10 protein-coding genes are annotated in these 7,637 nt (G+C 61.0%); 3 read left to right on the top strand and 7 right to left on the bottom strand.

Going from position 1 to position 7,637, the window contains the following annotated elements:
- Positions 1-606: acyl-CoA thioesterase (locus WBF74_RS00615; protein WP_424433799.1), on the top strand; the 606-nt coding region annotated here is incomplete at its 5' end.
- Between the two features lie 9 nt (positions 607-615).
- Here the strand turns inward: WBF74_RS00615 and WBF74_RS00610 are convergent.
- Together WBF74_RS00610 and WBF74_RS00605 are read right to left on the bottom strand one after the other, a co-directional pair.
- Positions 616-1,542 (bottom strand): alpha/beta fold hydrolase, encoded by a 927-nt coding sequence (locus WBF74_RS00610; RefSeq protein ID WP_424433797.1) that lies wholly within the window; start codon positions 1,540-1,542, stop codon positions 616-618.
- A gap of 47 nt (positions 1,543-1,589) precedes the next feature.
- Complete coding sequence (locus tag WBF74_RS00605) at positions 1,590-2,402, bottom strand: enoyl-CoA hydratase/isomerase family protein (protein WP_424433795.1); 813 nt, start codon at positions 2,400-2,402, stop codon at positions 1,590-1,592.
- Between the two features lie 154 nt (positions 2,403-2,556).
- On the opposite strand from WBF74_RS00605, the gene WBF74_RS00600 reads away from it, so the two are divergent.
- A complete protein-coding gene (locus tag WBF74_RS00600; RefSeq protein WP_424433793.1) occupies positions 2,557-3,345 on the top strand; it encodes an SDR family NAD(P)-dependent oxidoreductase in 789 nt (262 codons plus the stop codon).
- 3 nt (positions 3,346-3,348) lie between these two features.
- Here WBF74_RS00600 and WBF74_RS00595 read toward each other — a convergent pair whose 3' ends face one another.
- Positions 3,349-4,455: a glutathione S-transferase family protein gene (locus tag WBF74_RS00595; RefSeq protein WP_424433791.1), complete on the bottom strand. Its 1,107-nt coding sequence runs from the start codon at positions 4,453-4,455 to the stop codon at positions 3,349-3,351.
- Positions 4,456-4,527: 72 nt separating this feature from the next.
- A complete protein-coding gene (locus WBF74_RS00590; protein WP_424433789.1) occupies positions 4,528-5,328 on the bottom strand; it encodes a hypothetical protein in 801 nt (266 codons plus the stop codon).
- Between the two features lie 238 nt (positions 5,329-5,566).
- Between WBF74_RS00590 and WBF74_RS00585 the strand changes: the two genes are divergently transcribed.
- Complete coding sequence (locus WBF74_RS00585) at positions 5,567-5,863, top strand: hypothetical protein (protein WP_424433787.1); 297 nt, start codon at positions 5,567-5,569, stop codon at positions 5,861-5,863.
- Between the two features lie 169 nt (positions 5,864-6,032).
- Here the strand turns inward: WBF74_RS00585 and WBF74_RS00580 are convergent, their stop codons facing one another.
- The 3 genes from WBF74_RS00580 to WBF74_RS00570 all read right to left on the bottom strand — a co-directional run.
- Positions 6,033-6,884: a MaoC/PaaZ C-terminal domain-containing protein gene (locus WBF74_RS00580; RefSeq protein ID WP_424433785.1), complete on the bottom strand. Its 852-nt coding sequence runs from the start codon at positions 6,882-6,884 to the stop codon at positions 6,033-6,035.
- A gap of 99 nt (positions 6,885-6,983) precedes the next feature.
- Positions 6,984-7,421, bottom strand: coding sequence for a PaaI family thioesterase (locus WBF74_RS00575; protein WP_424433783.1), 438 nt, complete (start codon positions 7,419-7,421; stop codon positions 6,984-6,986).
- The coding region (locus WBF74_RS00570; protein WP_424433781.1) for a PaaI family thioesterase at positions 7,418-7,637 on the bottom strand (220 nt) is incomplete at its 5' end. The genes WBF74_RS00570 and WBF74_RS00575, both read right to left, overlap by 4 nt.

The following is a 7,637-nucleotide window of genomic DNA, read 5'->3' as shown; positions in this document are numbered from 1 at the left end:
GCCACTTTCATCATGGAAGTGCAATGGGTGGATGATGAAACACGCGAGGTGAAGCCCATTCCGGCAAGGGCGAAGGCAGCGGCAAGGGAACTCATCATCGAGCGCCCGGCCCATGGCAGCCCGCGCGGTCTTGAACTCTATGATCCGCGTCCCGCGCCCAAACTCTCCGAGGCGGATGAGCTTGGCATGGTGCGCACATGGCAGGGCCAGATATTGCCGGTGCAGTGCGACGCGCAGGGCTTTCTCAACGTGCGCCACTTCGTTGGCATCGTGTCGGAGAGCATTCCCAATCTGCTGGCGCAGACAAGCGGCACCGACCGCTCAAAGACACCGACCATTGGCGGCGCGGCGCTTGAATATCGCTTCGTATATCGGCGTTATCCGCGCATCGGCGATGTGCTGACACTGCGCAGCGGGCTGAAGCAGGTCGGCCCCAAAACATATATCTGGTGCCACTGGCTTTTCGATCTCGAAACAGGGGAATCCGTGGCCACGGCGGAGGCAATCGCCATTGCGCTTGATCTCACCACGCGCAAGGCCATCCCGATCCCGGACGACATGCGCAGCACGCTCGAAGGGCTCGTTATTCCGGGCCTCGGCGTCTGAGCGGAAGGGCTAGCGCCCCTCCGCTTCCAGCCGCGCAGCGAAGTCGCGAACTTCCTGTATCACCAGTTCGGGAAATTCCATCGGCAGGAAATGGGTTGAACCCTTCACTTGCATGATATGGGCGCCGGGATCGCGCCGCTTCAGCTTCTGCGGAAAAGACCCGCGACAGGTCGAGCCATGCTCCGCATGGAGCAGTGCAAGCGGCACGTTGAGATTGCGCACCGCTTTCGAGATGTTGTGTCCATGCGCGCGGAAGTTCGCGGCCTCCCATGCGGGCGCACAGGAAAGCTCCACCTGTCCGTCATCCCGCAGGCGCGTGCCGCCCGCGACATAATCCTCAAGAAAGCCGCGCGGCCATGTGGTGAAGGCGCCGCGCCCCAGATAGCGGTTCACGATCGTCTCGCCATCGGGAAAGACAGCGCGTCTCTTCTCCGCACCATCAGCAAGCGACATAGGCCCGCCCTTCATGCCGAGAAGGCGAAAGGCCATCAGCAGGTAGCGGAAAGACCACGGCGTCATCACCGGATCCACCAGCACCAGCCCGCGCACAAGATCGGGACGCGCCGCGGCCGCCATCACGCTTGCAGCACCGCCCATAGAATGACCCGCAAGGATGACCTTCTGCCCGGTCGCCTCCGCGAAATCTTCCACCATGCGGATCAGATCATCACGATAGACATACCAGTTGCGATGCGTGGCAGGATCGGCGGGCAGCCGCGTTGCGCCATGCCCGCGCGCATCCCATGCGCGGATGTGGAACCGATCGGAAAGCTCTTCCAGAATGCGCCTGTAGGTCTGTCCGTTGAAGCCATTGGCATGAGCGAAGTGAAGCGGGGCCTTGCCCGCTTCATCCGCACCCCACTCCAGATAGGAAATCTTTCCATCCGGCACGCGCAATTCACGCCGCGTAAGGGCTTCATTCAGAACGACATTCATCGGGATCAATCCGGTTTCTTATTGTTTTGTGCTTTGGGTGGATGCAGTCACTCGGCTGCGCTTTGCGTGGCCTTGCGGAAATCGGGCTTGCGCTTGTTGAGGAAAGCATCGACTGCTTCCTTGTGCTCCGCTGATACATAGCAGATCTTGAGCGCGTTGATCTCACGCTTCTGCGCAAGCTTCATATCTGTCTCGCAGGCATTCTGCGAGATGAGCTGCTTTGTCATGCGAAGCTGGCGCGATGGATTTTCCGCAATGCTGCTCGCGATTTCGAGTGCCTTGTCGAGCAGCTTGTCGCCCTTCACCACATATTCGCAGAGACCTTTTTCTTTTGCCTCGGCCGCGGGGTAAAGGCGGCCGGAAAGCATCATTTCATTGGCATGGCCCCAGCCCATCCGGCTGACAAGGAAATGCGAAGACGCAAGCTCCGGCACAATGCCCATCTTTACAAAGACCATACCGAACTTCGCTTCTTCCGCCGCAACGATCACGTCGAAGGGCAGGATCATGGTCACGCCAATGCCGACAGCCGGGCCGTTCACGGCGGCGATCATCGGCTTCGAGCTGCGCACAAGTTCGATCCAGTCCACATCACGCGGCATGCCGCCCGTGTCATTGTTGCGATCATTGCCGTCAATGCGCGACTGAAACGTATCGCTGATATCGGCACCCGCGCAGAAGCCGCGCCCCTCGCCCGTCATCACAATGGCGCCAATATCGGGATCATCATTTGCGCGCTGAATGGCGTCGGCTTGCTCGGCTGCCATCTGCCCCGTCCAGGCGTTCAGCCGCTCCGGCCGGTTCAGGGTGATAATGAAAATATTGCCGCGCTTTTCTGTCTTGATCTGGCTGTAGTTCATGAGTCGCTCCTCCGCCATGTCTTTTGGCGAAGTCTAGGGAGGCGCGCGAGGCGCTGCAATGGAGCCGCCGTCACCCCAGTCTTCCGCTGCGTCGCTTGCATGGAAAGCGTTCCCGGTTACGCTCTGCGCAAGGTCATTGCAGGAGGGAGCAATCATGAAACTGGAACTTGAGGGCAAGCATGTCTTCATTGCAGGCGCGAGCCGGGGCATCGGCTTCGGCATGGCACGGGCTTTTGCTGCCGAAGGGGCGAAGGTCACGCTCGCGGCGCGCGGTGAGAAGTCACTCGACGAGGCCCGTCAGAAGCTGCTCGCAGAGGGTGTGAAGGCAGAAAATCTCTTCACCGTTGCAGGCGACATGACCACTTCGGATGTCGTCTCGGCGGCGCTCGATGCGGCGGAAGCAAGCCTCGGGCCGCTTCATTGCGCTGTTGCTAATGTGGGCCTTTCGAAAGCGCCGCTCGGCTTTGATGTAACGGACGAAGACTGGGACGCCGACATGAAGCAGAACTTCTTTGGCTCCGTCTGGCTCGCGCGTGAGGCGGCGCGGCGGATACTGAAGCGCCCCGCGGAGACACGTCAGCATGCAAGTCTCATTCTGATCTCGTCCATCGCGGGCGTCGATGCGATGGGCACATCGCTTACCTATGCGGCCTCGAAGGCAGGCATCAATCATTTCACCCGCCAGCTTGCAAAATTTGTCGGAAAGGAAGGCTTGCGTGTGAACGCTATCGCGCCGGGCAATATTCTCTTCGAAGGCGGCGTCTGGGACAAAAACACGAAAGAGCGGCCGGAAGCCTGGGACCGCTGGATCAAGCGGGAAGTGGCACTCCGCCGCTTCGGCACGGCGGAAGAGATAGCGGACGCCGCGCTTTTCCTCGCAAGTCCGCGCGCAAGCTTTATCACCGGCGAGGTGCTTGTCGTGGATGGCGGGCAGGTGCGCTAGTCGCTATTCGACAACAAGCTGGAACTGGCGTCTCGTCAGGCGCGGGAAGGCGGGGAAGGAGATAATGCCTTCGCCTCCCGCTTCCTTCAGCATGGCGCGCGCGGCTTCAGCCTTCTCGCCCTGCAGGGAGGCAAGAAAATCGAGTGGTCGTTGCAGCATCCAGAGTTCGAAGGGGAAGATTGCGCGTGTGCCCGTCGCTCCTTCCAGCGTGAACTCATGCTGACCGATGGCGCGGGGCACAGGGTTCTTGCCCGCGATGAGCTGAGGATGCGCCTCGACATGCGCTGAAAGCGCCACGGCGGTTTTCTCAAGCACCGGCAGAAATTCGCGCATCATCCGCGCAAGCACGGGAATGATCGTCGCAGGCACTTCGTCATTGGGCAGAAACGCGCCGCCCTTTGGCTGCGGCGGCTTCGTCATGCGCTGAACCCACTTCACCACGTTCGGCGCAAGCCGCTTCATGATCTCGCCGGACGCCGGGTCGCGGTATTGGTGCGCATAGAGCGGCCCATAAAGACCGAAATCGCCAATGGATGGCCGCGTGCCGAACAGGAAATCATGGCTGGCGAAATGCGCATCAAGCTCCGCGAGCAAGCCTTCATAGCTTCTTTCGATTGCTGCCGCCGTCGCCTCGCTCACGCCGAGAAAGGGAAGCGCGCCTGCAAAGGGTTTCGCCGTCTGCTCTCCCACTTCGCGCCGTCCCGCCTCATCGAGATCGGGGCGCGAAAGCCGCCCGAACTCCGCGATGGCGAAGTCACGATTCTTCGTCCAGCGATAATGCATGGCAGGCAGTTTCAGCCATTCATCCGCATAGGTCTCGATCAGAAGCGCCGCGAGCTTCTGCCTCGGGCCTTCCGGATAGATGGAGGCTTCCGGGAAGCGCTGCTCGAAATTGTCGATGATCTCCGAACTGTCCTGCCAGGTTTCGTCTTCCGGCGTCACGACAATCGGAATGACCGGCCAGCCGACACGCGCAAGGATGATATTGCGATAGATGTCGCGCGTTGGTGTGATCTCGGAAAAGGGGATCCGCTTGTAGCGGAGATAGGCGCGCACCTTGCCGGAGAAATAGCTCACCTCCGCGCCGTAAAAATCATAACCCCTTGCCATTTTGCTTCCCGGTTTCCTGTTCCCTGCGCCGCTTTTATTTATCGGCACTAATAATGTCAATTTATTGATGCGTCAGCGGCGCAACGCCCTCGCCGCCGCCTCTCCCCGCAGGACATCCAGATGCAGCGCCTGCGCACAATGCTGCAAACAGGCAATGATATGCGCGGGCTTCCCGCCCTTCACATAGAAGAAGAGGTTATAGCGCGTATCCTCAACGCGGCTCCGCGCATCAAGCTGCCAGACGGCGTCATAGACAGGAAATGCATCCCCCGTCTGGTTGATTGCAGTGGTCATCAGTCGATCGGCAAAGCGCCGCCGGTCATCCTGCGTTTCCAGGCCGGCCAGCATGTCAAAGCCGATATCATAGCGGGGATCAAAGCCGGGTCCGGGTGACGGTTCCGCCGCGCCGGGGGGCAAGGCAAGAATGGAAACCGTCTCCGTCGTGCCATGCGCGACCCAGGCATCCCCCATCACCGGCACCAGAGCCTGTCCTGACCATGTGCAAACAAGCACCGCCCACTGATCAAAGGGCGCGGGAACCACTGTCGCCTTGCCAGCAGGTGCGCGGTTGCAGAGAAAATCGTCCGGGTCTTCCGTCGCCGAGGCAGTCGGCGCAGCCGCCGGAGGAGCGACACGCGTTGGTGCCGCAGGGATGTCCATGACCTGAGGATCAAGCTCCGCATCCGGCACTTCCGGCGCGGGCGTCATCTGCGGGAGAGTCACGGGCTCCGGTTCCGGGGCGGGCTGCGGTGCTTCCATGCCGGGGGGCAGGGGATCACCCGGCTCCCATACTTGCGCCGCCAAAGGGCTTGTGCCTGCAAGAAGCAACACCCCTGCCATGCGCGCCACCATCTTTCTGCCTGCGGAGATCATGTCCGTCCTTCTCTGCCTGCGTGAAAACATCCACCGCATTAACATTGTTCCGCCCGTAACCGGCTGATCTTTTTGCACAATACCGGCCTTTTTCCGGCCTCGAAAGCGCAGACGCCACAGTCATCGACAAAACCGAACATAACCCTCGTTGAGTGATCCAGCGGCACGGGCGAAGCTGATATCGCAAAAGGTCGCCGCGACGTGATGGAGGAAGCGGCCCTGCGGAGGAGAGAAGATCATGAGCGCATTTCCGGGTTCAGGTTACGGCATTCTCGAACGGCGCTTCATCGCGGAGCCGGCAGGGCACAAGACGGCTGGTGCCTTTGGTCGCCGTGCCTATGGCCGCGCTGCGCCTGCCCCCGCAGCCGAGTTTGAGGTGGAGCGTGTTCTTGCCCGTTGCCGCGCGCGCCGCGCCGCCAATGCGGCGCCGGAGGAAAAGACACGGTCCCGCTTCCGTGAAGATGTGCTCGCCTATGCAGCAACCAGCCTGAGCCTCCTCGCCCTTGCCATTGTTTCCGTGCTGCCGGTTCTCTGACGGCGCAGATTTTTCGAAAGTACCGGCAGCGGATTCCCTCACGCCCCCCCGGGGTCCGCAACGGCGCAAGGCCCGCGTTTTTCGGAACGCGGGCCGTCTTCTTTGTGGGGCATGAAAAAGGGCCGGTGCATTTCTGCCCGGCCCCTGTCTCGGTATGAGTGCCGAAGAGTCAGTCCTTCAGCGTGCATTTGCCATTATTGATGACGACGACATCGCGTTCCTTCACGCGGGCACGGAAGGAGATCAGTCCCTTCTCCTTCCAGAGATCAACCGTCACCGTATCGCCGGGAAAGACGGGCGAGGAGAAGCGCACATCAAACCCTGTGATCTTCGTCGGATCATAGTCCAGCGCGCCGGAGATGATCGCGCGGCAGCATGTGCCATAGGTGCAAAGTCCGTGCAGGATCGGCTTCGGGAAGCCGACGGCCTTTGCAAATTCAGGATCGGAGTGAAGCGGGTTACGGTCCCCCGAAAGGCGATAGAGCAGCGCTTGATCCGGCTTTGTTTCCGCATCGATGCTCATATCCGGTTCGCGGTCCGGCAGCTTGTGCGGCTCGGGCGCACCTTCGCGCGGTCCGCCAAAGCCGCCATCCCCCCGCGCGAAAATGGTGGAGGTCAGCGTGCAGAGCTTGTCACCACCCTTTTCGGTAAGGTCGGTCTCGGTGACGATGATGGCGCCCTTGCCTTCGCCTTTGTCCCAGGCACCGACAACGCGGCTGTCGGCAACAATCTTCGCCGCAACGGGAAGCGGGCGATAGAGTTTCAGCCGCTGCTCGCCATGCACAACCATGGCGTAGTTGATGCCGCTATCCCCGATGGCACCCGCGCCCCAGGCGATCACGGTTGCAAGCGTCGGCACGGTTTTCAGGTTCTTCTCATAGACGAAAGGAAGCTCCTTCTCGTCCAGAGGGTCCCGCCCGAAGCCGATGCCCAGCGCATAGAGCATGGTCTCGCGGTCGCCATAGCTGAATTCCTGCCCTGTTGCCTTCAGGCTCATCAGCTTGTCGTAATTGATTGCCATTTCGGCCTTCCTCCATTTGTCCCGGATTTATCGTTGCGCATAGCAAAGCGATTCCGCTCTCGCGGCGCAAGTAGCCAGTCGGTCTGAGGGGAATGCGGCCTAGCGTTCGCCGAGCACTTTCCAGAGGCTCGTCACCGTCATCACGTCTTCCGCGCCGACGCTGAAGCGGCCCGAGACGAAAAGGATCGCCCGCGTTTTCCGTTCGAGCCGGGTGCGGCATTCGATGAAATCGCCCAGCCGCGCCGGAGCGAGAAAGCTCCCCTGCATGCTGAGTGTGACGCAGCTTTTGCCAACCAGTGCGCGATTGGCCGCGCCGCCGAGAAAGGCATCGGCAAAGGTGAGCATCATGCCTTCATGCACCTCGCCATCAGCATTCACATGGCGCTTGTCGGCAATGAAGCCGAATATCCGCTCGCCCGTCTCGTCCATGCGCTCGAAGAAGGGGCCGAGATGCGCTTCAAACGGATCGTGAAGATCGCATTTCCGCCAGCCCTCCGGCGAGGCGACATCAACGGGCGAGGGGAGAGGGGTTCTCATGCGCCTTTCGGTTCCTTGATCGCATAGACGCCGGTGACCGTCATGAGGATACGCTCGCCGCTGCGAATATCGCCGGAGATGAAAAGCACCGTGCGCGTCGCGCGGCTCACGCGGGCCTGCCCTGTCACGGTCTCGCCCTTTTCGCCCGCGCTCACGAAATCGCAATTGAGCGAGAGCGCACTGACCCCGGCGCCCGGTTGCTTCTCGGCTACGACC

Source organism: Parvibaculum sp. (assembly GCF_049672805.1).
Taxonomy (GTDB): Bacteria; Pseudomonadota; Alphaproteobacteria; order Parvibaculales; family Parvibaculaceae; genus Parvibaculum.
This window is presented reverse-complemented; position numbering and strand designations above follow the sequence as displayed.